Consider the following 26,043-nt stretch of genomic DNA (forward strand, 5'->3'; position numbering starts at 1 on the left):
GCGTCAGATTATAGGTCTTTATCTGGATTGCCCTTCAGCACCATATAAATCAAACCGACGAAAATCAGTAAGGCACCTAAAATACTGCTCAGGCAAAAATACACAATACGTTCATTGGTATCGAGGTTGAACAGGTTGTTGGCAAGGATATAACGCATGAACAGCCATTGAACCACTGAAAATACAATAAGCATAATGCTGCGATTACGAACTGCAGGACGCATAGCCATTGCGAATTACCTTAGATTAAAAACTATCGCTATTATGCCACTGTTCCAGAGTCGACTCAATCACACAAAAAAAGCCCCGCGCAAGGCAGGGCTTTTCACTTAAATCTTCAAGAATTATTCTTGAGATTCAGCTTTTGGTTTTTCACGTAAGCGAATACCAAGGTCACGCAGTTGGTTTGATTCAACTGGTGCCGGTGCTTGCGTCAATGGACATTCCGCAGTTTTGGTTTTCGGGAATGCGATCACGTCACGGATTGAAGATGCACCAGTCATCAACATTACCAGACGGTCAAGACCGAATGCCAAGCCACCATGTGGAGGCGCGCCATAACGTAAAGCATTGAGCAAGAAGCTGAATTTCTCTTCCGCTTCTTCTTCATCAATGCCTAAAGCTTCAAAAATCGCTTTTTGCATTTCAAGGTTATGAATACGCAGCGAACCACCACCCACTTCAGTACCGTTCAATACCATATCGTAAGCAACAGAAAGTGCAGCACCTGGATTGTTCTTCACCTCTTCAACGCTTGATTTCGGTAGCGTGAATGGGTGATGCACAGAGGTCCATTTGCCATCGTCAGTTTCTTCGAACATCGGGAAGTCAACGACCCAAAGCGGCGCCCACTCACATGTTGCCAATTTCATGTCATGGCCGACTTTAATACGTAAAGCACCCATCGCATCGTTTACGATTTTGGCTTTGTCCGCACCGAAGAATACGATGTCGCCATTTTCAGCACCCACACGTTTCAACAGATCCAGCACGATTGGCTCGATGAATTTCACGATTGGAGACTGAAGACCTTCGATACCTTTTTCAAGTTCGTTGACTTTGATATAAGCCAACCCTTTTGCACCGTAGATGCCGACAAATTTGGTGTATTCATCAATCTGGCTACGTGGCAATGAACCTGCGCCCGGTACGCGAAGCGCAACGATACGACCTTTAGGATCTTTAGCAGGACCTGCGAATACTTTGAACTCAACGTCTTGCATCATGTCTGCAACGTCAACCAGTTTCAAAGGAATACGCATATCCGGTTTATCAGATGCATAGTCACGCATTGCATCGGCATAAGTCATACGTGGGAATTTGTCGAATTCAACATTTAAAAGTTCTTTGAACATTTTAACCGTCAAGGTTTCCATCAAATCCATAATGTCATCGTCACTCATGAACGATGTTTCAACGTCAATCTGGGTAAATTCTGGCTGACGATCTGCACGCAGGTCTTCGTCACGGAAACATTTTGCGATTTGGTAGTAACGATCGATACCGCCGACCATCAACAACTGTTTGAACAGCTGTGGAGATTGTGGCAGTGCGTAGAAGCTACCGTTTGATACACGGCTTGGTACCAAATAGTCACGCGCACCTTCTGGGGTTGCACGGGTCAAGATCGGCGTTTCAACGTCTAGGAAACCATTGTCTTCGAAGTAGTTACGAATCAGGTTGGTCAATTTAGAACGGAAACGTAGGCGATCTAACATTTCTGGACGACGGATGTCCAAGAAACGGTATTTCAAACGAATTTCTTCAGAAATATTGGTGTTTTCGTCATTCAAAGGGAATGGCGGAGTGTCTGACTGAGCAAGAACTTCAATTTCTTTACCCAAGACTTCGATCTGACCGCTCACCATATTGGCATTTTCTGTGCCTTCATAACGGCGACGTACACGGCCTGTAATTTTTAATACGAATTCTGAACGTACTTTGTCCGCAGTTGCGAATGCTTCAGGGGTATCCGGGTCAATAACCACTTGAACAAGACCGTCACGGTCACGCATATCAAGGAAAATCACACCACCGTGGTCACGGCGACGGTGAACCCAACCGCATAATGTTACAGTCTGGTCAATTTGAGTTTCGGTTAAAGAACCGCAGTAATGAGTTCGCATCATAGCGTTAGAAATCCAACTATATGGGTTAAGGTCAGCGAATACGTAAACAGCGTACCGCTTTGAGTAGAGGTAGGATTATGCCTCTTTGGGCATGTTGTCACAAGAACTTGGGTCAAAAACAATATCATTTTAAAGTGAATGAGATAAAAGCCAGCACTTTGCTTAGCCCATCCGGCGATCGCGATCTAAAAATAAAAACAGCAAACAGCCCAGACTGAAGGTGATCAGAAAGCCTTGGCTAAATTCATTGATCGAGCGACCAGTAAAATAATAGAGGTCCGATTGCCAGACTTCCGTAGAAATATAGCGCGCATAATCCCAGACAGAAAATAAGCCGGTCAAGATAGATATAAGGAATAACCCCCAGGCAAACGACTTGATTTTCAGGCTAACTGCAAGATATTGCTGATGAGTTTTGTAGTAATGCAGGCTCATCCACAGGATAAAAGGCAAAACGATCACGGATGTGCCGATCTGTAAAATCCGATGCAAGGGATAGCTGTTGCCAAATAGCTGAAACTGTTGGGCTAAAAAATCATGAAAGGCAAAAGTTCGAAAATCGACATGGGTTAGTCCATCCCAGATTAAATGCGTGGCTGTACCAATGATGAGTGCCAGACATATCACCAGGATAAATTTTAGTGCTGAAAGGATATTGTGAATCTTTAAATCATGCTGAATACCGATGAAACGGTAAATCACGGGCCGGTAAATCAGGTACCAGACGGCACAAAAAGCCAGACCGATCCAGAGATCCGGATGAATCAACGAAGACCATAAATGGGTAATATTAGAATTAGTATGAGTAAACAGACGATGTAGATCGGGGACCATGCTGCCAATGGCCAGCGCAGCAATAGGTAGTCTATTCCCAGTCAAATATGAAATAGGTGGAGCAAGCACAGCATGCGATAAGGTAAAGGGCATAAAGATAATGCTTTAATGTAATCAAAAATATTCAAAGGACATTCTAATAAAATATAGCACTGAGTATCGTAAAGGATTGCAAAAATAATGAAATGTTATATTATAACACTAACCCAGATTACTGAATTTGAGCTTCGGTCATGTCCTTTCCTAAGAATCTAATAACATTGTCAATTTTTGCTGTAGTTGCGCCTACAGTATTTGCAGAGCAATCCTCATCTTCTATCCCGATTCAGACCATGGACACGATTCAGGTGCAAGCTCATCCATTGGTGCAGACTGCGGCAGATTTTGCGGTTGCAGATCATGTGGTGGATCAGAAAGCGCTGTCTGAACGTGCCACCACCATTGGTGATGCCTTGGCAGATGAGCTTGGGGCTTATTCTAATCAATATGGCTCAGGCTCAAGCCGTCCGGTGATTCGTGGTCAAGATGGTCCACGTATGAAAGTGTTGCAGCATGCTTCTGAAACAGCGGATGTATCTACTTTGTCTCCTGACCATGCTGTCACCGTTGATCCGATTCTGGCGAAACAGGTCGAAGTGATTCGCGGTCCATCTACGTTGCTTTATGGTGCCGGTACAGTCGGTGGTCTGGTAAATGTCACTGATCAAAAAATTCCGACCCAGATGCCTGAAGATGGTCTGGAAGGTACAGTCGGTCTGCGCTATAACACCGGTAGTGATGAGAAACTGGCCAGTGCAGGAATTACGGCTGGAATTGGTGAAAATTTTGCTTTGCGTGTAGAAGGCTCAAAACGTAAGGCCAATGATTATATTGCACCAGATTATGTCGTTGAAGAGTCTCATGGAGATCACTCACATTTTCATAAACAGCGCCGTGTAGACAATACCTTTGCCGAAGGGCAAACGGTGAATATTGGTGGATCATGGATCCATGACCGTGGTTTTGTCGGCTTATCTTATAGCAACCGTCAGGATCAGTATGGTCTGCCAGGACACAGCCATGAATATCATGGCTGTGAAATTCATGGCGATCATTTTCACTGTCCAAAACCGGGCGAAGATGAGCATGATCATGAAGAAACAGCGGGGCCGTGGGTAGATTTAAACTCTGAGCGTTATGATGTTCGTACCGAGCTAGAACAACCTTTTGCCGGTTTTGACAAGTTGCGTGCGCATGCCAGCTTTACCGATTATGAACATGATGAACTGGAAGAAAATGCAGTCATCAGCAACTTTAAAAGTAAGGGTTATGATGCACGTCTAGAACTGGTGCATGTTCCTGTTGCAGGTTGGGAAGGTGTCATTGGCACCCAGCTTTCACAGCAGAAAATTAATTTATCGGCTCCAGAATCGCATAGTCATGCAGAACACGATCATGAAGGACATGAGCACGATCAGAGTGAGCATGCGGGTCATAATCATGATGTGTTAATGGCAGATACCAAAACCCAAAAATACAGCCTTTTTGCTTTAGAACATAAGCAGTTCGGCGATGTTCATGTTGAACTTGGAGCACGTGTCGATCATCAAAAAGTAAAAGTGGATTCGGAGCAAAAAGATTATTCCGGTACGGGTGTTTCTGCCTCTGCCGCTGCGAATTGGGAGTTTGCACCGAATTACAAACTGTCTGTAGTGGGATCACATCAACAGCGTTTGCCTCTAGCGCAAGAGCTGTATGCTGATGGTCTGCATTTTGCGACCAATACCTATGAAGTGGGGAATCCTGATCTTGATAAAGAAAGGTCAAATAATCTTGAATTAGGTCTGCACTATGCAGGGGATAAACTGGATTACCATGTGCATGTCTATCACAACTGGTTTGATGATTATATTTATGGCGAAACGGTAGCGCAGAAAGGTAATTTGCGCGGCGTGCAATATACCCAAGACCAGGCCAGATTCTATGGCACTGAGGCTCAAGCCGGTTATCAGATCAATGATATGTACAAGCTGAGTGTCTTTGGCGATTACGTGCGTGGCAAAATTGAAGCTGAGAATGCACCACGTATTCCTGCCGGTCGCTTAGGCAGCAAAGTGGAAGCAGATTTTGCCGATGGCTGGTCAGGTCTGGCTGAATATTATCATGTCTTCAATCAGGACAAGATTGCCAGCTATGAAGAGGAAACCCAAGGCTACAACATGGTCAATGTGGGCTTAAGCTATACCAATACCCTTGCAGATAACAATGCTTATCGGGTGTATTTCAAGGCCAATAACCTGCTCGATGATCAGGTCTATTCCCATACTTCATTCCTGTCGAATATTCCGCAAGTCGGTCGTAACTTTAGCGTCGGTGTGCAGTATGATTTCTAAAGTAGTGATGAAATAACTGACCAAATCAAAGAGATGTCACTGAAATTGACTTGAAAAATCATCTGATAAAACCTAGCCTGAGCATATTGGGTTAGGTTTTTTCTTATGCGTATCTTTCAACAAATTCACAATAAACTGAACTGGTCAAATCGCCGTTATGCGGCATTGATTATCAGTCTACTGGCGGTCAGTTATCTGGCATCTGCTGTTTATCATACTTATAAGCCTTTACCAGAAGGTCTGAATTACACCGGCAAGCTGCGCCATGCCGAAGTCAAGTTTCTGGCCGATCGGACTTATCTGGATGCACAAGGAAAACAGCACTTAGATCATCGTATTTTTAATGAAATGCTGAAGATGATTGAAGAGGCCAAATCACTGATTGTGCTGGATCTGTTTTTATTTAATCAGCAAACCGGTGCCTCGACACAGGAACATCAGGCATTGAGTCAACAGTTGAGCGATGCCTTAATCAGTAAACGTCTGCTGCAACCGCAAGTTGAAATCAAGTTCATTACCGATCCGATCAATTCAGTCTATGGCGGAATTCAGTCCGAGCAGTATCGCAAGTTACGTCAGCATGGTATCGATGTAATTGAAACCAATCTGATCCCTTTGCGGGCGTCCAATCCGAGCTGGTCGGGGTTCTGGTATTTATGTTGCCAGGGCATTGGTAATAATCCGGAAAAAGGCTGGTTACCGAATCCATTTGGCCCAGAAAAAATTACCCTGCGCAGTTATTTTGATTTATTTAACTTTAAAGCCAATCATCGTAAAACCTTGGTGGTGGATACTGATCAGGGCTGGAAAGCGCTGGTCACCTCCATGAATCCGCATGATGGGAGTTCGCGGCATTCCAATATCGGTTTATTGGTCTGGGGAACCACAGCCGTGGATATTCTGAGAACAGAACAATCGGTCGGCATCATGTCACAGGCCAATATGCCAGCCATTATCGCGGGCGATTTTCAGGCAGAAAATACCCAGCCACAAGTTCAGGTCCTGACGGAAAAAGCCATTTATGATGCGACTTTAAATCTGATTCAGACGGCGAAAGAAAATGAACAGATTGATCTGGCCATGTTTTATCTGTCCGAGCGCAAGATTATTAAAAGTCTGATCGCGGCGCATGAACGCGGGGTTAAGGTTCGGGTTTTACTCGATCCCAATAAAGATGCCTTTGGCCGTGAGAAAAATGGGATTCCAAACCGGCAGGTGGCTTCGGAACTGCACAAGGCAGGCATTGATGTACGCTGGTGCAATACCCAGGGTGAGCAATGTCATAGCAAAATATTGATGAAGCGTAATGCTCAGCAGGCTGAAATGATTTTAGGCTCGGCCAATTTCACCGCACGCAATCTGAAAAACTATAATCTGGAAACCAATATGCGCGTGCTGGGTCAGCATCAGGCAGAAGTGTTTAAAGATGCCCAACAATATTTTGATGGTGCATGGTCAAATCTGAATGGCCGTGTGATGAGTGTGGACTATAGACAATATGAAGACAATTCATGGTCTAAATATTGGCTGTACCGCTTTATGGAATGGAGCGGCTGGTCGACGTTTTAGCATCTCTAATAATCTCCCTAAATCCCTCCCTTTAAAAGAGGGACTTTACCTCCCTTTTTTAAAGGGAGGGTAGGAGGGATTTTTTAAGGCTCCGGATTCGGTGGAACCAGTTCATCCAGTTCTTTATCGGACAATGCTTCAAGTTCAGCAAGATCCGTTTTAATTTTCCATTGCTCTTCATGGTCGACCGGATTGGGTAAACGCGCTTCTAGCCAGTCACAGACTACATCTGGCGGGAAGTCGGCATGATTACATTGAATCACCCAAGACAAGAAATCTTTGGCGACACCATTCATATACGGTGGTGGCGATACTGGCAGGAACTGAGTCGGAAGACGTTCATTTTTAGAAATATAATTCAGGACATGACCTAGTTCCTGTACGGTCTGCCAAGCCAACGGATGATCTACATTGATCTGAAATTTAAACCACCATGCCTGTTTGCCATCTGAACCATAGCTATCAATCCGTTCTTTTTGAACACTCGGCACTTTAGAAAAATATTCATGTAAACGATCGAAATTTAAATCAGACACGGTATTCAACTCGAAACATTAAAAAAGTGATTTTAGCATAAAGCAGTCGCCTGCCGATGGGCCTGCTAGATTGAAAATACGCAGGCACATTACAAAAAATTGCAGGGTCAGTAAGCTTATTCATATTTTCTGCATTTATTTTGTTTAAAATATAGACAAGTGATTGAGAGGAAGCTCAAATGAAAATAGTGTTATTGAGTGCAATATTTGCTGCATTGCTATTGGGGGCTTCTGCACAGACGATGGCCGGAAACGCTTGGGGTGGATATACAGGGGTTGAACGTTCTAAACCGAATTACCGCGCTGCACCATCACGCTCTTATGATCCACCACGGCACTCTTATCCGCAGCGTCCGATGCCACCTAGACCACATTACCCGCAACGCCCGATCCATTGGGGTTATCCGCCGGCTCAAAGTCAAAGTGGTCTCAATATCCAGTATCAGGCGCCGACCACCATTTATCAAAATTCCAATAGCTATAGCTGGGTGAATGGCGATCCGAATGTGGCTCGAATTGAAAGTTCAAGATATAGCGTTATCAGTGACTGGCAGCGTCTGGGCTTACCTGCACCACCGCGTGGCAGTTACTGGATTTATGAAAATGGACGTTATGTGCTGGTGCCGAATCGTTAAGTTAAAAATCCCCCTTTATTCAAGGGGGATTTTTTATATCAAGCCAACTCATCATCTTCCGGACGAGGCGTTTTGCCTTGTGGCACTGGTTTCTCGCTGTGTTTGTCACGAATCACCGATGGGTAGGTCCATGACGCATAGCGCACCACTAAAATGGCAAATGCCATAATCAGGATCGAACCGGTAATAATCACCAGATCCATACTGGCTTTATGCGTGTGCTGAATGTCCGCAATGAGCAAGCGGGTCAGTGCGGTAATGGCAATATAAATCAGGAAGCGTACCGGCATATGATTGGTTTTAAAATAGATCCCAACCATGGCACCGAGTTCGAGATAGATGAACAGTAAAAGAATATCGTCAATGGTGGCGAACTGTTTAACGGTTAGAATGTCGACGACGGTATGACCGGCAGACCAGATCACCATACAGCCAATTACAAACAGGGCAATATAATGAAAACTTTCTACAGCAAGATTACCAAAACGGTCGAGGAGGGCTTCAAGTTTTTCAACTTTGGGATGGGGTTTCGGCATAAGATCTTCCTGATTTTTATTTGATATAAACGATACTTAGAGAATAACCTGCAAAAATTATGCACAGAATGATTGGATGAAAAATAAAGATTAAATTATTTGAACTTTTGCGCTTTTTTTAGACTAAATTGCTATATTGTATGGGTGGTACATTGAATAAATAGGAGAAAAAAGTGTTAGATAAAATTCAAACAAAAATTGACCAATTAGAAGCCGGAAAAAAATTAATCCTCGGCGTAGGCATTAAGGCTGAAGATATGCAAAAGGTGGTGGAACTCTGCGAGTCTTTAGAGTCAGAGGGGAATATCAAAATTGTGAATAAACATCTGAATCCGAAAAGCAATAATCAACCGGATTCTTTAATGATTCAGAAAGTTTAAGTTTCGAATTGTAATAAAAACGCCTGCATCAAGCAGGCATTTTTGATTATGGCTGTTTCAGCTTAAGCTTGAGTCGTGAAGTAATCTTCAGAGAAGTTCATGATCAGGTCAGAACCTGATTTTACTTTGGTGATGCGTAGAGCCAGCTCAGGCAGAATGCGTTGCACAAAATAATTCGCCAAAGCCAGTTTGTTTTGATAGAACTCGCCCTCTTTATTTTTCGCAGCATTGGCAATACGCGCGAACATATACGAGAAGCTGAGCAGACCGACAGCGTGCAGATAGTCGACCGCGGTCGAGTTCGGGAAATCATGACTTTCTCTTGCTGCTTCCAGAATAAACTGAGTCACCGATTCGACTTCAGTTGCTGCATCCAAAGTGGCGTCTTTAATGAAGTTTAGGTCTGCATCCAGACTGTTGGCAAAGTCACGGATTTCAGAGATATATTCAGAGATATATTCACCGCCACATTTAATGGTTTTACGACCGATTAAATCTTGTGACTGTACGCCGTTGGTGCCTTCATAGATCTGGGAAATACGCAGGTCACGGATACATTGTTCCACGCCCCATTCACGGATATAGCCATGACCACCAAACACCATTTGCGCATCTAATGTTGCCTGGAAGGCAGTATCGGTTAAATAGGCTTTTGCGATTGGCGTGAGTAGTGCCACGCGGTCATTGGCTTTTTTCACCGCTTCTGGATCGGTAGAGAACTTGGTAATGTCCAGTTGCTGACCGACATAGACTGCAAAGGCACGAGACGCTTCATTGTTGGCACGTACATTCAGCAGCATACGGCGTACATCACCATGCACCAGAATACTGTCCGCCGGTTTGTTTGGCGATTGAACGCCAGCCGCACTGCGACCCTGTAAACGATCGGTCGCGTATTGTGCAGCATTTTGATAAGCAAATTCAGAAGCACCTAAGCCCTGAATCCCCATGGACAGGCGCTCGTAGTTCATCATCACGAACATCGCAGCCAGACCTTCGTTTTCTTTACCCACCAGATAACCTTTAGCGCCATCAAAATTCATGACACAGGTCGCAGAAGCTTTAATGCCCATTTTGTGTTCGATAGAACCTGGCCCTACAGGATTGCGTTCGCCAACAGAACCATCTTCATTGACCAGGAATTTCGGTACGATGAACAGGGAAATACCACGTGAACCCGCAGGTGCATCTGGTGTTTTGGCCAGAACTAAATGAATGATGTTTTCCGCCAGATCATGATCACCACCAGTGATGAAAATCTTGGTGCCGGTGATGCTATAGCTACCATCTTCATTGCGTTCAGCTTTGGTTTTGATAATCCCCAGATCTGTACCGGCATGTGGCTCGGTTAAGCACATGGTGCCTGACCATTCACCCGAATAAATTTTAGGTAAATAGATTTCTTTTTGCGCTTGTGAAGCATAGCTGTTTAAGGCCATACCTGCACCGACAGACAGCAGCGGATACAGCATGAAAGACGGGTTGGTGGCAAACAGCATTTCATCAGAAAGTACCGTTAGCATTTTCGGCATTTCCTGGCCGCCCCATTCGGTATCTGCGCCCAGCCCGATCCAGCCGCCTTCTGCATATTGTTTAAAGGCTTCTTTAAAGCCAGCAGGGGTAGTCACATTGCCATTTTCATATTTTGCGCCTTCTTCATCACCGCTACGGTTGAGTGGCAGGGTCACGTTTTGCGCAAATTTCGCCATTTCTTCCAGAATGGCTTCTGCTGTTGCAGCATCGAGGTGCGCTAAATTTTCATTGGCTTGCCAGAATTGTTCTGCATTAAAGACATCGTTAAGGATGAATTTCATATCGGCAAGTGGCGCGTCATAAATTGGCATGGTGTGTCACCTGTTTATTGTTTGATTAAATAAGTTTTAATCAGTCTAAAGGACTCAAAATCTGAATGTTAGACGACTAAAGGTTAATTCTGTAACTCGTTATAAAGAAAAAGGACTGTCTGTTCATTGACCGTCCTTTTTCTGTGATGCGATTAGTCTGATTCTAACTTAGAATGCGAAATGTTCTGCATCCAGGTTCATCAATGGCTCTACACCTGTTGCGATCACGTCAACATGTGAACGAACGCGTGGCAGGATTTTCTTGAAGTAGAAGCGTGCAGTGGTCACTTTGGCATTGTAGAAGTCAACTTCAGTGGTGCCAGCAGCCAGTTGCTCTTGAGCAACCAGTGCCATACGTGCCCATAGGTAAGCCAGGGTGACATAACCAGAGAAGTACAGGTAATCGACCGCAGCTGCACCGACTTCTTCAGGGTTTTGCATCGCACGCATACCAATTTGCATGGTCAGGTCGCCCCATTCCTTGTTCAAGGCAGCCAATGGCTCAACGAATTCTTTCATTGCAGCATTGTCTTTGTACGCTTCAGCAAATTTGTGGATCATCTTGGTGAAGTCTTTCAACATCGCACCTTGAGTACCCAACACTTTACGACCTAACAAGTCCAGCGCCTGAATTTCAGTGGTACCTTCGTACAAACAGGCAATACGTGTATCACGTACGATTTGCTCCATGCCATGCTCAGAAATAAAGCCATGACCACCGAAGACCTGCACACCGTGTTTCGCAGCTTCAGAACCGGTTTCAGTCAGGAATGCTTTTGCGATTGGGGTAAGTAGAGACAAGATATTGTCTGCAAATTTACGATCGGCTTCTTCTACAGCATGTTCAACCACGTCCGCATATTGCGCCAACAGGTAAACCAGTGCGCGACCTGCTTCAGCATATGCTTTTTGGGTTAGCAGCATGTTACGTACAGCTGGATGCACAATGATTGGATCTGCTTCTTTTTCCGGGTTTTTAGGGCCAGACAGTGAACGCATCGCCAGACGGTCTTTTGCGTAGGCAAGTGCACCCTGGAAAGAACCTTCAGACGCTGCCAGACCTTGTACTGCCGTGCCGATACGTGCGGTGTTCATGAAGGTGAACATGCAGTTCAGACCACGGTTTTCAGGGCCAATCAGGAAGCCTTTCGCGTTATCGAAGTTGATCACACAGGTTGCGTTACCGTGGATCCCCATTTTATGTTCGATTGAACCACAACGTACGCCATTGCGATCGGCAATAGAGCCATCGGCATTTAGGTTGAACTTCGGTACGATGAATAATGAAATACCTTTGGTGCCTTTCGGTGCGCCCGGTAAACGTGCCAGTACGATATGGATGATGTTTTCAGCCATGTCGTGTTCACCCGCAGAGATGAAGATTTTCTCGCCAGAAATGGCGTAGCTGCCATCTGCTTGAGGCTCGGCTTTGGTACGGATAATACCCAGGTCAGAACCTGCATGCGACTCGGTCAGGCACATGGTACCCGTCCACTCACCTGAAACCAGTTTAGGCAGGTAAGCATCTTTTTGTTCAGCTGAACCGTGGTGTTCTAAAGTACGAACCGCACCGTGAGACAGGCCAGGGTACATGCCCCATGCCCAGTTCGCAGTACCGACCATTTCAGAAATGGTAATCCCTAAAGAATTTGGTAAACCTTGACCGCCATACTGTTCTTCAGCAGAAAGTGAAGGGAAGCCAAGCTCGATGTATTTTTGATACGCTTCTTTAAAGCCTGTTGGTGTAGTCACCACGCCGTCATTCCAGGTACAACCTTCACGGTCGCCCGCCTGGTTAATCGGAGAAAGTTCATTTTCACAGAAATCAGCCGCAGCTTCTAAGTACTGATCTACCAGTTCACGGCTTACGTTTTCTTGGAATGCAGGGAGATTTGCATAGTGTTGTTCAGCATTTAATAATTCATGCAACACAAATTGCATATCACGTAAAGGCGCTTTGTATTGTGGCATATCGGTTTCCTCAATACTGGTTTAACCAGCGTTATAATCTTAGATGAACTAAAAACGTATCTTCACTGACACGGTTTGGAATGATTCTAATCCTGCAACATCTTCCCCTGCGGTACAAGCTTTTCAGGGGGATTTCTTGGTGACTGTAAAGTCAAAGATTAATATGCATGACGTATTAAACATATTGAGTATAAAGGCTTTAGTCATATTTTGTATGATACGAATAGTCAACTATCCAGGGTAAATAGCACGCAATAAAAAAGCACCCGAAGGTGCTTGTCGTGAATCATTGATTCCTATGCATTAATAGGCAGATGTTTTGGGCTGGAAACGAACATGACATTGACCATTCACTGTTTGTTCACCTGCTTTGATCTGTGCAGCAGTACCATCTTTCTTGCCTTGACAGGCTTGCAGCATCGCTTGTTGTTGTGCCTGGCGCTGAGCCAGACGTTGATCAAACTGTTTGGTCAATTCTGCACGTTTTGCATCAGTTAATGCTTCACCGCGCATCATGCCGCCACGGACATCGGCACGCATTGGACGATGTTCACCTTTCATGCCGCGGTGTTCACCGCGCTGGCCTTGCATGTTTTTACGATCGGCTTTAAAAACGATAGTGCAGCTGCCATCAATGGTTTTATCACCGGCCTTGATTTGAACCGCTGAACCTACGGCTTTATTGTCACAGGCCTGTTGCAGCTGTTTGGCAAATTGCAGACGTTCCGCACGCTTTGCCTTAAACAGCTCGCGCTGTTCAGGCGAAAGATGATGCTGTTTTTTACCCTCATGATGATGTTTCATCATTTGGCGATGCTCATTGTTCGGTACATTGCTGGTAGATTGACAGGCAGTCAAAGCCCCTATAGAAAGAACACTGGCGCTGATTAAGGCTATTTTTGTCATGGCTTGCATTGTATTTATTCCCGTCAAGAACCTGATTTTATGTCAGGTAAAGATTAAACAATAAAGATGAAGAAACAATGAAGAGTTTTTTGATGCCATGTTCGCTACAATAATGAATATAGAAGAAAAATTGAGATTTCTGTTTTGAACATTCGCCGTATTCCGATTGCATTACGTCTATTTTTGACCGTACTGTTGACCACGCTGGTTATTACCACAGTGAGTCTGGGTGTACTGCATCTGAATATGCAGCGTAATTTCGCCCGCTATGTGGCTGATGTCGAAATGCAGAAACTGGATTATGTGATTAAAAATCTGGCGGATGTCTATGCGGTGTATCAGGACTGGGGCAATGCGATTCAGGCCCAGATTCTACAAATGGAAGGGGAGGCTGCGCCAGATGATTATGATCGTTTATCACGCTGGTGGCTGCGCCGTCAGTATGATATTGCCTTGCAGCAGCGCTATTTTCAGGAACAGACCCTGGTTCAAGTCGCACCCAGTATGGTCGATCCGGCTTTGCCACCGCGTCAGGTCAATGAAGAAGAGTTACGCCTCCTGGCTTCCAATCTACCCTCGCAGTTTCAGCCCTTTGAAGGCCTAAAATTCCCGCTGAGTTCCAATCAGAATCTGTTTAGAACTGACCGTAAGAATGGCGAACAAGCAGCACAGCAGCCGACCGGCAAGAAGCAGTTTATCCAGATGCCGGACCGTCTTGGTCTCAGTTCACGTCTTTCATTGTATGATGCAAAACGGCGTTTTGTGGTCGGTGAGGCTTCAGATGAGCAGATTTCCTATCGTCCGATTATGGTGAATAATCAGATTGTTGGCTATCTGGGCTTAAAGCCGGTTCTGGATCAGGATGATGCCTTAAGTATTAATTTTTTTAGTAATCAAAAGCGTTATTTATTTTTGGTCTATGCGCTCAGTATTTTGGCCAGTCTGATTGCCTCCTTGTTATTGGCGACTTATTTCAAGAAACCAATTCAACGTTTGCTGAATGGTACGCGTGCTCTGACCCAAGGCAATTATCAGTATCAGGTCAAAGTCAACCGCAATGATGAATTGGGTGATTTGTCCAATGAATTAAATGCCTTGGCTGTGATTCTGGATCAGCATGAAACCTCACGCCGTCAATGGGTGGCAGATACCTCACATGAATTGAAAACGCCATTGGCGGTATTGCAGGCACAGATTGAAGCGATGCAGGATGGGATTCGTAAACCCACCCCTGAACATTTTGCTTCCATGCTGGCGCAGGTCACCAGCCTGAAAAAACTGACACAGGATCTGGCCGCATTGGCACAGGCCGATGCGCAGCAATTGCAATTTTACTTCTCGACGGTGAATCCGTGGGAGGTGGTACAGCAGGAACTGATCAACTTCCAGCCAAACTTTGAACAGGCTAAATTGACGGTCACCGCAAATGGCGAAGATACTGAGTTAAATCTGGATCTGGATCGTTTTAAACAGATTGTGGCGAACTTGCTGAGTAATAGTATTCGCTATACTGAAGCGGGCGGGCAGGTGCATATTCATAGCATGCAGGATGAGAAAGAATGGAGCTTATATGTCGATGACAGCCCATTTGGTTTGAGCGATGAGCAACTGGCGCGGATTGGCGAGCGTTTCTATCGTGTCGATGATTCGCGTACCCGGGCGACTGGCGGAACTGGGCTTGGTTTGGCATTATCATGTAAAATTACGCAGGCGCTGGGTGGCAGCTTAAGCTTTGCGCATTCACCACTCGGTGGTTTACGCTGCAAACTGAGTTTTCCTAAACAAATGAAACCCTAAAGGAAATATATTGATGAAACATGTCATGCTGGTTGAAGATGAAATCGAACTTGCACAATTGGTGCGAGACTATCTGGAAGCTGCTGGTTTTGAGGTCAGTATGTTTCATGATGGGCAGGAAGCATATAACAGTTTTACCCAGCGTAAACCGAGTCTGATGATTTTGGACTTGATGGTGCCGCGTATGGACGGTCTGACCATTTGCCGTAAAGTGCGTGAACAGTCAGATTTGCCGATTATTATGGTGACCGCGCGTACCGAAGAAATTGACCGTGTGTTGGGACTGAATATGGGCGCAGATGATTATCTGTGTAAACCATTTAGTCCAAAAGAGTTGGTTGCACGGGTACAGGCAGTCTTACGTCGTCTGGACCGTAAATCAGAACCGGAAAGTAATGATCTGTTCCGTATGGATAAATCCCAACAGCGTATCTGGTATCAACAAAAGGCCTTGAATCTGACCCCGACTGAATTCCGTTTACTGGAGTTATTCCTGGAACATGTCGGGCAGGTCTATTCACGTGCGCAATTGCTGGATCATATCAATCCAGACAGTTTTGATGTCGCGGATCGCGTGATTGACAGTCATATCAAAAACCTGCGCCGTAAAATTTCGGATGCTGCTGAAACCGGTAACCGTCATGAGTGGATTCAGGCGGTGTATGGGGTCGGTTACCGTTTTGAATATCCTGAAGACTGATTTTTAGTCCGGCTTAAGAAAAGCGAATGGGTGAGTACTTATTCGCTTTTTTTTATAAAGCATTATTCTTTTGATTTTATGAAAAGAACAGGACACTTGTATAATGCCTCCTGGATCATTTTTAAAGGGTTCTGAAACCTAGGGTTTTTGATGGTTAAGAATTTATTCTGATCTAAATTATTTATTACTTTTTTAGATTCTGATTGAGTGCGAAAAACTTTAAGCTATCAATATTTTAATTTATTTCAATATAATAATGAAGGCAGTCTCTAGTATCCTCACCCATTAAAGGAAATCTTGCCCAATTTTTTAAAATGTCTGTTTGGGTGAAACCTGATTTCATCAGGGCGTTTTTTGATCTGCTATGTTCTGCATCACAAAAAGTCTCAATTCTTTCAAGAGTGCTATTATTTTTTAAATAGGTAATTACAGCTTTTAGTGACTCTTGCATGAACCCTTGTCCTTGAAATTTTTTTCCTAGTCCAAAGTGGATTTCCCCACAATTCTCTTTATTAAAAAACAATACAATTCCCAGAGCCAAATCAGTTTTCTGGTCGCTGACAATCCAGGCAAAATTTTCATCTGGGTCTTCCCAGTTGACCCCACACCAATTTTCCAACATGTTTTTTGTCTGACTTATATTTTTATGTGGCATTCTCTGGAGGTATTTGCTCGCTTCCCAGTCTCCGAAATATTCAGTAAAGAGAGAATTTTCATCCCCAGTCTGAAATTTACGTAAATTTAGACGATCAGTTTTTATAGGCGAAGCTAATACTTTGCGAGTTTTCATAGTTATTTAATTTAAAATTCTAGCTTTAGTTTAAAAATATATGATCAGTTTATTCAAGTACAGCTTAAATGTTCCTAAGTAATTTAATTTTTCAGTTGATAAAAGTTCATCGTTAAATAGTCATGCCTTACATCAATACACATTCGGTTGGGGGTCAAATGACATTAGGACAAAATATTTTTAAAGCAAAAACGTTGAACATCCTTAATTTTACTGAATTTTTTACCTTTTACTGGCTTGAATATGTCCTTGTTTTTTAACAATTCTTCTGCCTGAGGGTAGCTCAGTTGATTTTTACGTAATTGATCAATTGTAGTGCTCTGCCTCACCTCAAACACAGATTCAGTCCAGCTTCCATATTCTGGAAGGTAAAAAATTCGATTTCTATATATCCAAAAACTCCCTTTGAGCGAAATCCCTTTATATAAGGGATGCTGAATGAACACATCTTCCTCTTTTTTCCATTGAGAGAAGGGCATATTGTTTAGCATTCTAATTTCTGAAGTTGTTGAGCATAATTCAGAAAAAAACATGAATAAAGTGCTTGAGAAGGTTTGATATTTTCTAAAAAAATAAATGTGCTTACCATTACTGAATACACTTGGGGATAATCTGTGAAGGTCTGAGATAAAGGGATTTTTGTTGAGGACTTCAAGTTGAAGCTTTTGAGTATTAAAAAAAGCGATTTGATCCTCAGAAGTAAAAATTGGGAAAAAGGTATGATTGTCATCTTTTTTAATTATCTTTAGATTTGGATAATCAATTTTATGTGATTGATAAAAATAGCGATCGCTTAGTGGGTCATATAAGTAAATTTCGAAGTCAAATGGAATGGATTTTAAAGCGTCATTGTAATTTAAATCTAAAATTTCATGTTTATAAAAAACATTTTTTTGATCTGTGATATAGCTGTTTTCTTGCCAGATTTTTTCATGGGGTTGAAAGGAGGTTAAATATCTTAAGTGATATGGATCTGTTGATTTTAACTGTTGTCCTTCAACATAAGTCGATTCACCATTCGTCACGATATTTTTAATTATTAGCTTATAGTTTTGCTTACCATTTTTTAACTGATATAGAGGGTAGTGGTATCCTGATTTTGCAATTTTTCTCCCCAATAACATCGAATCTATTTTTTCAGATAAAGTAGGATCGATCGAATCTGAACTTGCCCTAAAATTCCAATCACAAAAATAAGTATTTTGATGATCAGTCAGATAGCCCCCTCCCAGATAAATTAAACGAGAAGGGCTTAGATTAGGAATTTTTTGAAATCCACAATACACATTGTTCTTATCTAGGGCTATATTTTTTCTTCGATTTTGATCTTGATCAAAAGAATCTTTCCAATGGAAATGTTGAGCCAATGTTTTAAATGAGTTTACATCCGCTTCTGGAATGGGAACGCCATATCGAGCAAGTGGAATGGGGAAAAAGTAATAAATTTGATTATTAAATTTTTGAAAATGAGACGATTCATTTTTAACAAGAGCGACCCCTGTACGGTTAAAATAATCTGTGATGAGTCCTGGAGGGGAGAATTGCGCTAAGCGTTCCTCCTTGCTTAAAGTGGGTTTGGTGAATTGAGGAAATAGATAGATTAAGACTAGTATGGTTAAAGCAATCCCTATCATTTTTATATTTGACATGCATCCTCACATGAGCAATGAAATTTTATTCTTGAAGTATTAGGTTATTTAATTTTTAGTATTTAATAGAGAAATTCTCTGTCTTTCAACTTTCTTCAATTTTGCCACAACCAACTCATAAGAATTCAGCACCAAATCTTTAATCAAAGATTCATCCAGATCTTCCTCCTCGTAAACTGAAATCCAATGCTGTTTATTCATATGCCAGCCAGTACGAATATATGGATAAATATCCCGCAGCATTGCACCGTGCTCAGGCTCGACTTTTAAATTAATGGCAGCTTTACTTTGCAAATGAAAAGTCAGCATAAAGACTTTATCCATGACTTTATAAACATCACAGCCCTTGCCAAAAGGCTGGGTGACTGTTACTTCAGGAAGTTTTAAAGCAGTTTGGGCAGTAAGAGTGTGTAAGGTCATAAGCTGTGAATAAATAAAAAAACTGTGGATAGTGTTTAAATTATCCACAGTTTTTATTTTAGATGTGAATAAATTAAGAAGAACAGCTGACCATTACTTCTGGCACATCACTTGGCAATGGTGCTAAATCTTCAGCATGTTCAAGATCTGGCTGTTTCAGATAAGGCTGGCTGAGCAATTTAAACAAACGATCGACTTCGGAAAAATCATCACGCTCTGCCCGTTCAATGGCTTTCTGTGCCATGTGATTGCGCAGAATGTAATGCGGATTGGCTTGCTTCATGGCGGCATCCAGTTCTTCAATATCCTGATGTGCACGAATAGTTTCATATTGTGTCAGGAAAGCTTCAAACTGACGGCGATCCAGACAATCATCTTTAATAGCGTCATAGTCTTTATTTTGCAGGCGGATAAAACTCTGGGTGTAATCCAGTTGCTCACTTTGCAAGATTCGTAAAAATGCCATCGCACAGTCAAAACTGTCTTTATGGAAACCTGGTAAACCCATTTTCTGGTTTAAACCGTGTTTGTAATGTTCCAAGAATGTCGGCTCATAATGTTCCAGACAGCCGGCCAGATCCTGTTTCCATTGTTCTTTGTCATAATTCACAGGGCAGAGGGGAACCAGATTGTTTAACCATTGCCACAAGTTCCAGTGCCCGATACTTGGTTGTTGCTGATAGGTATAACGCCCCTGATAATCCGAATGGTTATTGATCCAGTTCGGACGGAAGCGTTCCATAAAGCCATAAGGACCAAAGTCCAAAGTCGAGCCGGTAATATTCAGATTGTCAGTATTCATCACGCCATGCGCGAAGCCAACCAGTTGCCATTTGGCAATCATGACGGCAGTGCGCTGAATAACTTTGGTGGCAAAGCTCAGAATCGGCTGTTCGGCTTGCAGGCATTCCGGATAATGCCATTCAATACATTTCTGGGTAAATTCAGCCAGCAGATCCGACTGATACTGATTGATCCATTCAAAATGCCCGAAACGAATATGACAGTCTGAGGTACGTAACATCATCGCACCCGGCTCCAGCCTTTCGCGCTGAATACCTTGCATTGAGGAAGTAAAACCTACTGCATTACTGGATGCTACACCCAAAGCATTTAATGCATGACCCGCCAGATATTCACGAATCACTGAACGCAGCACTGCACGCCCATCACCCATACGCGAATAGGGCGTTGCACCCGCACCTTTTAAATGCAGGTCAATAGTCTGACCTTCCTGATCAAGGATCTGTGCAATTAACAGGCCGCGACCATCTCCCAATTGTCCAGCCCATTGACCAAACTGATGACCTGCGTAGACCATGGCCAAGGGTTGAAACTCAGCAAAGACTTTCTGACCACTACACATCTCGACCCATTGCGCTTTGTCTTCATCTGACCATTGCAGTTGTTCTGCCAAAGCTACGTTAAAATGCCCGGCTTTTGCGCCTTTCAACGGCAGCGGAACTTGATGGTGATAAAGGGCAGCAGGAAGGGTTTGATAACGAGAGTTAAAATACATGGCACTCAGTACAGGCTTGGAATACCTTGACTATAACAAAGTTGCCTGTAGAAAACTGTTGTATAAACGAGAGTTCAAGTTATCTTTCAGACATAAAAAAGCCCCGATTGGGGCTTTTTTGTGAGCAGTTTTTATTAAGATACTGCTGATTTTTTCAAATTACGAACCAGTAGATTCAAGGTTGCCCGGTGATGGGATAAACGCTGTTCAACCAGCTGGAATTCAACTTTCAGTTTGTCATCCATCTGGTGAATTTTTTCTGCCATAGAAGCCTTTTTCACCTGAATTTCTTGCTCTTTCAGTTTGGCCCAGTCATTTAAAGTTTGGGTAAAGGCATCATATTCCTGTGCAATCTTGGTTTTCACAGTAATGATGTCTTCAGAAACATCATGACCATAGACCGCAAGATCCTGTTCAGCATATTTAAACTTCATCGCCAGTTCCGCTTTTTTGATATTAAAGCTAGGAATACGACGTAAGTTTTTGGCTAAACCCAGTTTAGAGCAGGTCCAGATCAACCATTTGGTTGGATCGTATTGCCACCATTTCACGCCATTACGGTAATCGTACTGGAAAATGTGGTGGTAATTATGATAACCCTCACCCCAGGTGGCAATCGCAAGTACGAAGTTGTCACGTGCAGTGTTTTCGTCGGTATAAGGACGATTACCCCACATGTGACACAGCGAGTTGATGAAGAAAGTCACATGATGGCTTAGGATTAAACGCACTAATCCACCCAGCAGCAAGACTCCCCAGACATCGCCGACTGCCCAGCCAATTGGAAGCAAAATAGCAGCATGAACGGCAATCACTAATGGAATATAGTATTTGTCCTGAAACATGACGACTTTGTCTTTTAACAGATCTGGCGCATTTTTATAGTTTGCCACACCTGATGGATAATCACGTAACATCCAGCCGATATGTGCATACCAGAAACCTTTGTTGATCGAGTACGGATCTTGATCCACATCATCGACATGACGATGATGAGTACGGTGACCAGATGCCCAGAACAAGATACTATTCTGTACAGCAAATGTACCCATAATCATTAAGATGATTTTTAATGGTAGAGTGGCTTCATAAGCACGATGTGCCCACAGGCGATGGTATCCTGCTGTAATGCCAAGGCTGCTTACGCCCAGTAAAACAAACATGCTGATCCAAGCGGCGGCGCTAAAATCATGGTGATACGCATATAACGGAATTGCAATCAGGGCGACAATGGGTAATAACACCAATGCAAACACCGCAATCCAGTTAATGGGGGCTTTGGGTAAGGGAGCATTCATCTCCAACAGCACTCCTAGAACCTCGGAAGGTTTAACAAAAAGCAGAAACCACTGTTGATTTTAACAGCAGCCTATCTTGTTTATATTAGCATGTGGCCTATAGCATCACTAGCATTATTGTACGGTTGTATTGTACTTGTCAGTAACAGGATAAGTAGGGCAAAAACGACCATTTTGCCAGTCTAGACGGGGCTTGATTTCCGACTAAGTGACTGAGGATTATCGGTCTTTTAGACTATTTAATTGGGCTAATATTAAGCGATTTAACTGTTCATCATTTCTACAATATTGCCAGAAAATTTGCAGAATATATCTCATAGAAAATTAATTTAACATTCAAGTCGAATCAATCTAAAAGTCAGACACGCTTTAATAGCTTGACATGAAATCGAGCTGTCTTAAATAAAACGATTTGAACTGATCAATAATCAGGCTGTTTTTTAGAGTTGCTGCAGCATCAGTTTTGGGTAATCGGTAATCAGCCCTTGAATTCCCCAATCACGCAGCTCTTTGGCTCGGCTCACATCATTGACCGTCCAGACACTGATATTCAATTCAGCAGCCTGGGTGGCCTGAATCAGGTCTTTGCTGGCCAGCTCATTCATCCAGCCAATATGACAGCAATCCAGTTCTAGCGCCTGATCAATCGCTTGATATTTTAGGTCGGTTTCGATGAGTAAACCGCGTTTTAGCCGGGAATTTTGCTGTTTGAAGGCTTGCAGGACTTTGGCATCAAAACTGGTAATGATGGCCGCCTGCTCATAGCCTTGCAGTTGCTGTGCAACGCCCAGTGCAATTTTCTCAGCCGCAGCTTCGGAATCGACACTTTTGATTTCGACTTCAATATGCTCAAAGTCTCGAATGACATTTAAGGTCTGATTTAAAAGGGGAGTGGCTTCGACTTTATTCCAGTCTGACCAGGTCACAGCATGATTATAGTGTGCAAGATCTTGACGATTGCATTCATATAAATGCTTTTGCAAACCTGTGGTTCGCACAAAATCATCATCATGCATGATGATTAAGGCATTGTCTTTGAGCTGACGCACATCAAACTCAACGGCGCGAATACCGATGTCTTGAATATATTGAAAACCGCCTAGGGTATTTTCAGGGGCTTCGCCACGTGCACCACGATGACCAATTATGCGCATAGACTGCCCATAAATTGAGAAGTTGATTTCATTGTATGCGTGCTATGTGACAAAAAGATGATAAGGCTTATTGTCGTCAGATGCACTGTAAAATCAAGATACATCTGACGCGTATTTTTAGATTTAGAATCAAGAAATAATTCTAGTTTTCGATGCTGTCATTGATATTTTTTTGCCACAGCACTTCTGAACCGCCCTCGCTGCGTTGCAAGGTGCGCGATGCTACAAATAGCCAGTCTGATAAACGGTTCAGCAGTTGTAGCGACGCTGCCTGAATATTCTGGTCGCGAGAGTGGACTGACATCACGCTACGTTCTGCCCGGCGGCAGACTGCACGTGCTTGATGGGCAAGGCTACAGACCATGGTTCCCGCAGGTAAAATAAAGTCTTTCAGCATCGGTAAGCTTTCATTCATACGGTCGATATCATTTTCTAAAAATTCAATCGATACTGGTAAGACAAGATTAAAGCCGGGAATACAGACTTCACCACCTAAATCGAATAACCAGTGTTGAATTAAGCTAAGAGATTTATCCCACTTGGCTTTGTCCTCAATTGTACTTAAAGCAATGTGTGAGCGAAGTACACCAATCACGGCATTCAGTTCATCGACATCACCAAGCGCATCAATACGTAAATCATCTTTGGCAACGCGTGAGCCATCACCTAAACCTGTGGTACCTGCATCGCCGGTACGGGTATAAATTTTACTTAAACGGTGTCCCATCACAATTCCTTGGTGTGTAAATCTTGAATATAAAAAAGAATCATGCCATAGCCATGACATGATTCTCAAAAGTATTTATTTAAAATGTGCTTGGCTTAGTATTTTGCAGTCATACCAATAGAAGCTAAGCGACCGCTGGCAATATAATAAGACGTGGCATCATTCACTGCAGTTTTGTACTGGGTGTCACCGACATTACGAATATTCACAAAGGTTTTTAAATGAGGATTGACTTGCCAATAGGCATTCATGTCAATCGCTGCATAGCCCGGAACATCGAGACTATCTTGAGCTTTGCCTTTGGCCACTAAAGATGTAGATGCACCATAGTGACCATTATCCCAACCCAAGCTTAGATTGAAATTTTGGCGTGGGCGATTTGGCAAATCTTTATCTTCATCATCATTTTTGGCTTGAATATAGGCATATTCAGCGTTGGCATAGAAGTCATTTTGTGTCCATTTTAAACCCAGTTCGGCACCATTAAAGGTTGCACTGCCCATGTTTTCAAATACCCAATTGGTTAATGCACCTGAAACCATGACATTGTCGACTTGGGTGTGAAAAGCAGAACCGTATAAGCTTACTGATGGATTGATCAAATGATCAAAACCAATCTCATAAGATACACTTTCTTCTGGTTTTAGGTCAGGATTACCACCCCACCAAACGGGTTCGCTAATAATCTGTCCCACAACAGGGGCGCGAAATGCTGTACCAACATTGGCATAAATACTCGATGCAGGACTCAACTGATAGCGAGCAGCAACTTGTCCCACAGTATGGGTGCCAAATTGCTGATTATCTTCAACGCGAACACCTGCTTGAGTGCTGATGACATCATTTTGATATTGGTGCTGTACATAATAGCCCGTGCTGTCGTTGTCATCTTTAAAGGTATTGACACTTTCAGCTTCGGTTTTGTTGTAATGCACGCCTGCAAGTAGTTTATGTGCAGAATTGATTTGCCATTGAATATTAGAATCAAGTTCTTCTTGTTCAGTGATCACAGTAGATGGGTAATCACTTTGTACAACTGCGTATTCATCTTCAAATTTGGATAGACGTGTTTCCCAGACTAAATTTGGATTGAGCTTGAGATTGCCTTTGAGGTTGTAAAGGCGATTGGTAAAATCATAAGCCTGTGCTGCACCATAAGAGAAATAGTCGCCGTGACCTTCATTTTCTTTAAATTCAGCGGACAATCCAAAGTTGTCTTGATCAACGCCTAGCTTCGCTGAGTAGCCTTTTTGATCGAAACCTGCTTTTTTTGCTTGGTTACTAATAATTTGCTCACCATCTGTTTCTAGGCGTTGTCCACGAATTTGGGCGTAATAGCCATTTTCAGCAGCATCAACTCCCACAATTGATTTATAGGTGCTATTTTCACCCAGCTCGATACTGGTAAATGCACCATGTGTTGTGGGTGTCTGTGAAATCAGTTGAATGACACCACCAATCGCATCAGTACCATACTGTACCGATGCAGGACCTTTTAGAATTTCAATTTGCTTAATGTCTGCACTATCAATTAAATGTAAATTGGTACCTGCAACAGTTGCTGTATTAGAGCGCATACCATCTTGTAAAATTAAGGTGTGCGCGGCATTGCTACCACGTAAAAAAACTGAAGCTTGTTGACCGTAGCCACCAAGTTGCTTAACTGATAGTCCGGCTTGTTGGGTTAAAAGTGAAGGTAAATCAGCAATAGGTGATTGTTGAATGGTTTTTTCATCAATCACATTTAAACGTGCAGGTACATCTTTAAGATTTTGTTCACTACGTGAGGCAGTGACCACAATAGTATCTAAAGCAGTTGTTGCAGTCGTGGGTTGATTGGCATAAGCAGTGGATGTACTACCCAACGCAAGCGCGATTGCACCTACTAAGGCAGTAGGTTGAAAAGAAATTGACATGATAAATGCTCCATACATTCACTTCCCCGTGAATGATTGAGTGATAGAACGCAGTAAGCAGGTATCCGGACTTAAATGTAGTAGATCAATCTACTTGCCTATTCACCTTCCCACATAAAATATGCAGTGGCGTAAACCGAAGAGTTTAAATTGATAGACGTTTCATTTTTACCGTTGCGGGGGCAGTGCTGGATTTACACCAGCTTCCCTAAAGCCTGAAGGCTTGGACTTGCTGCAAAGTGAGCGCAGTATAAAGTTTGTATGCCTTATAAACAATCTGCATCAAGAATAATCCGGATGAACTTTACGCAAGTCAGGAAAATTGCATTACAATGATTTGCCCCAATCTTATAGATTGTTC

The 26,043-nt window shown here is 43.1% G+C and carries 22 protein-coding genes and 1 riboswitch; of the genes, 6 read left to right on the forward strand and 16 right to left on the reverse strand.

Annotated elements, in window-relative coordinates; translation table 11 throughout:
* Positions 1 to 8: 8 nt before the first annotated feature.
* The 3 genes from GVV58_RS07145 to GVV58_RS07155 form a co-directional block, all read right to left on the reverse strand.
* The gene (locus tag GVV58_RS07145; protein ID WP_004733007.1) at positions 9 to 230 is read right to left on the reverse strand and encodes a hypothetical protein; all 222 of its coding nucleotides are present in this window, start codon (positions 228 to 230) and stop codon (positions 9 to 11) included.
* A gap of 114 nt (positions 231 to 344) precedes the next feature.
* Entirely contained in the window at positions 345 to 2,129 is a 1,785-nt protein-coding gene (gene aspS, locus GVV58_RS07150; protein ID WP_100357499.1) for an aspartate--tRNA ligase, read from the reverse strand.
* Between the two features lie 162 nt (positions 2,130 to 2,291).
* On the reverse strand, positions 2,292 to 3,056 hold the full coding sequence (locus GVV58_RS07155) for a DUF4184 family protein (protein ID WP_005095731.1): 765 nt from the start codon (positions 3,054 to 3,056) through the stop codon (positions 2,292 to 2,294).
* 140 nt (positions 3,057 to 3,196) lie between these two features.
* Here GVV58_RS07155 and znuD point away from each other — a divergent pair, with 140 nt between their 5' ends.
* Both znuD and GVV58_RS07165 read left to right on the forward strand, forming a co-directional pair.
* Positions 3,197 to 5,335: a zinc piracy TonB-dependent receptor ZnuD gene (znuD, locus tag GVV58_RS07160; protein ID WP_159516247.1), complete on the forward strand. Its 2,139-nt coding sequence runs from the start codon at positions 3,197 to 3,199 to the stop codon at positions 5,333 to 5,335.
* A 105-nt stretch (positions 5,336 to 5,440) separates the two neighbouring features.
* Positions 5,441 to 6,904: a phospholipase D-like domain-containing protein gene (locus tag GVV58_RS07165; protein WP_159516248.1), complete on the forward strand. Its 1,464-nt coding sequence runs from the start codon at positions 5,441 to 5,443 to the stop codon at positions 6,902 to 6,904.
* A gap of 83 nt (positions 6,905 to 6,987) precedes the next feature.
* Here the strand turns inward: GVV58_RS07165 and GVV58_RS07170 are convergent, their stop codons facing one another.
* Positions 6,988 to 7,440: a hypothetical protein gene (locus GVV58_RS07170; protein WP_074384053.1), complete on the reverse strand. Its 453-nt coding sequence runs from the start codon at positions 7,438 to 7,440 to the stop codon at positions 6,988 to 6,990.
* A 179-nt stretch (positions 7,441 to 7,619) separates the two neighbouring features.
* On the opposite strand from GVV58_RS07170, the gene GVV58_RS07175 reads away from it, so the two are divergent.
* Positions 7,620 to 8,075: an RcnB family protein gene (locus GVV58_RS07175; protein ID WP_159516249.1), complete on the forward strand. Its 456-nt coding sequence runs from the start codon at positions 7,620 to 7,622 to the stop codon at positions 8,073 to 8,075.
* A 38-nt stretch (positions 8,076 to 8,113) separates the two neighbouring features.
* Here GVV58_RS07175 and GVV58_RS07180 read toward each other — a convergent pair whose 3' ends face one another.
* Positions 8,114 to 8,611, reverse strand: a complete 498-nt coding sequence (locus GVV58_RS07180) for a phosphate-starvation-inducible PsiE family protein (RefSeq protein WP_005172599.1) — start codon at positions 8,609 to 8,611, stop codon at positions 8,114 to 8,116.
* A gap of 173 nt (positions 8,612 to 8,784) precedes the next feature.
* On the opposite strand from GVV58_RS07180, the gene GVV58_RS07185 reads away from it, so the two are divergent.
* Positions 8,785 to 8,991, forward strand: coding sequence for a hypothetical protein (locus tag GVV58_RS07185; protein WP_005095746.1), 207 nt, complete (start codon positions 8,785 to 8,787; stop codon positions 8,989 to 8,991).
* 62 nt (positions 8,992 to 9,053) lie between these two features.
* On the opposite strand, the gene GVV58_RS07190 is transcribed toward GVV58_RS07185, so the two are convergent.
* The 3 genes from GVV58_RS07190 to GVV58_RS07200 all read right to left on the reverse strand — a co-directional run bounded on the left by GVV58_RS07190 (position 9,054) and on the right by GVV58_RS07200 (position 13,721).
* Positions 9,054 to 10,835, reverse strand: a complete 1,782-nt coding sequence (locus GVV58_RS07190) for an acyl-CoA dehydrogenase C-terminal domain-containing protein (protein WP_159516250.1) — start codon at positions 10,833 to 10,835, stop codon at positions 9,054 to 9,056.
* A gap of 168 nt (positions 10,836 to 11,003) precedes the next feature.
* Complete coding sequence (locus GVV58_RS07195) at positions 11,004 to 12,806, reverse strand: acyl-CoA dehydrogenase C-terminal domain-containing protein (RefSeq protein WP_159516251.1); 1,803 nt, start codon at positions 12,804 to 12,806, stop codon at positions 11,004 to 11,006.
* Positions 12,807 to 13,109: 303 nt separating this feature from the next.
* Positions 13,110 to 13,721 (reverse strand): hypothetical protein, encoded by a 612-nt coding sequence (locus GVV58_RS07200; RefSeq protein WP_159516252.1) that lies wholly within the window; start codon positions 13,719 to 13,721, stop codon positions 13,110 to 13,112.
* 135 nt (positions 13,722 to 13,856) lie between these two features.
* Here GVV58_RS07200 and baeS point away from each other — a divergent pair, with 135 nt between their 5' ends.
* Complete coding sequence (gene baeS, locus GVV58_RS07205) at positions 13,857 to 15,509, forward strand: sensor histidine kinase efflux regulator BaeS (RefSeq protein ID WP_005095758.1); 1,653 nt, start codon at positions 13,857 to 13,859, stop codon at positions 15,507 to 15,509.
* Between the two features lie 13 nt (positions 15,510 to 15,522).
* On the forward strand, positions 15,523 to 16,209 hold the full coding sequence (locus GVV58_RS07210) for a response regulator (protein ID WP_004278304.1): 687 nt from the start codon (positions 15,523 to 15,525) through the stop codon (positions 16,207 to 16,209).
* 235 nt (positions 16,210 to 16,444) lie between these two features.
* On the opposite strand, the gene GVV58_RS07215 is transcribed toward GVV58_RS07210, so the two are convergent.
* The 8 genes from GVV58_RS07215 to GVV58_RS07250 form a co-directional block, all read right to left on the reverse strand.
* The gene (locus GVV58_RS07215; RefSeq protein WP_074384057.1) at positions 16,445 to 16,999 is read right to left on the reverse strand and encodes a GNAT family N-acetyltransferase; all 555 of its coding nucleotides are present in this window, start codon (positions 16,997 to 16,999) and stop codon (positions 16,445 to 16,447) included.
* 164 nt (positions 17,000 to 17,163) lie between these two features.
* The gene (locus GVV58_RS07220; RefSeq protein ID WP_064102304.1) at positions 17,164 to 18,648 is read right to left on the reverse strand and encodes a DKNYY domain-containing protein; all 1,485 of its coding nucleotides are present in this window, start codon (positions 18,646 to 18,648) and stop codon (positions 17,164 to 17,166) included.
* Positions 18,649 to 18,696: 48 nt separating this feature from the next.
* Entirely contained in the window at positions 18,697 to 19,068 is a 372-nt protein-coding gene (locus GVV58_RS07225) for an MmcQ/YjbR family DNA-binding protein (protein WP_064102305.1), read from the reverse strand.
* A 73-nt stretch (positions 19,069 to 19,141) separates the two neighbouring features.
* Positions 19,142 to 20,587 carry a protein adenylyltransferase SelO family protein gene (locus GVV58_RS07230; RefSeq protein ID WP_159516253.1) on the reverse strand — a complete coding sequence of 482 codons (1,446 nt, stop codon included), beginning with the start codon at positions 20,585 to 20,587 and terminating at the stop codon, positions 19,142 to 19,144.
* Positions 20,588 to 20,721: 134 nt separating this feature from the next.
* Positions 20,722 to 21,885, reverse strand: coding sequence for an acyl-CoA desaturase (locus GVV58_RS07235; RefSeq protein WP_005095770.1), 1,164 nt, complete (start codon positions 21,883 to 21,885; stop codon positions 20,722 to 20,724).
* Positions 21,886 to 22,325: 440 nt separating this feature from the next.
* Positions 22,326 to 23,039 (reverse strand): glycerophosphodiester phosphodiesterase, encoded by a 714-nt coding sequence (locus tag GVV58_RS07240; protein WP_005095772.1) that lies wholly within the window; start codon positions 23,037 to 23,039, stop codon positions 22,326 to 22,328.
* A 142-nt stretch (positions 23,040 to 23,181) separates the two neighbouring features.
* Positions 23,182 to 23,766, reverse strand: a complete 585-nt coding sequence (locus GVV58_RS07245; protein WP_159516254.1) for a cob(I)yrinic acid a,c-diamide adenosyltransferase — start codon at positions 23,764 to 23,766, stop codon at positions 23,182 to 23,184.
* Between the two features lie 95 nt (positions 23,767 to 23,861).
* Positions 23,862 to 25,682, reverse strand: coding sequence for a TonB-dependent receptor (locus tag GVV58_RS07250; protein WP_100329208.1), 1,821 nt, complete (start codon positions 25,680 to 25,682; stop codon positions 23,862 to 23,864).
* 38 nt (positions 25,683 to 25,720) lie between these two features.
* Positions 25,721 to 25,930, reverse strand: a riboswitch (cobalamin riboswitch).
* Between the last annotated feature and the right edge of the window lie 113 nt (positions 25,931 to 26,043).

This window comes from Acinetobacter sp. 18QD2AZ41W, from assembly GCF_009829025.1.
In the GTDB taxonomy this organism is placed as follows: Bacteria; Pseudomonadota; Gammaproteobacteria; order Pseudomonadales; family Moraxellaceae; genus Acinetobacter; species Acinetobacter pseudolwoffii.